The 202-nt window shown below is 70.3% G+C and carries 1 protein-coding gene; it reads left to right on the top strand.

The genetic code is table 11. From position 1 onward, the window contains the following. Positions 1-17: 17 nt before the first annotated feature. On the top strand, positions 18-202 hold a 185-nt coding region (locus tag GCU69_RS04305), incomplete at its 3' end, for a hypothetical protein (RefSeq protein ID WP_156205162.1).

Raw genomic sequence — 202 nt, 5'->3', positions numbered from 1 at the left:
TGAGGATCGGGATCGGCGTGATGAGCGTCCGCGGGGTCCGCGTCGGGAGGATGACCGGGATCGCGGTGGTTTCCGCGGTCGGGACGACCGGCGGGATGACCGGCGGGATGACCGTGGTGGTTTCCGGGGTCAGGGTGGTCGGGATCGGCGTGATGACCGGGATCGACGGGATGAGCGTCCGCGTCGGGAGGACGACCGGGAT

This window comes from Streptomyces lycii (assembly GCF_009735685.1).
Lineage (GTDB): Bacteria > Actinomycetota > Actinomycetes > Streptomycetales > Streptomycetaceae > Streptomyces > Streptomyces lycii.
Note: the sequence above shows the minus strand (reverse complement) of the source record. Positions and strands in the feature narration are given on the sequence as shown.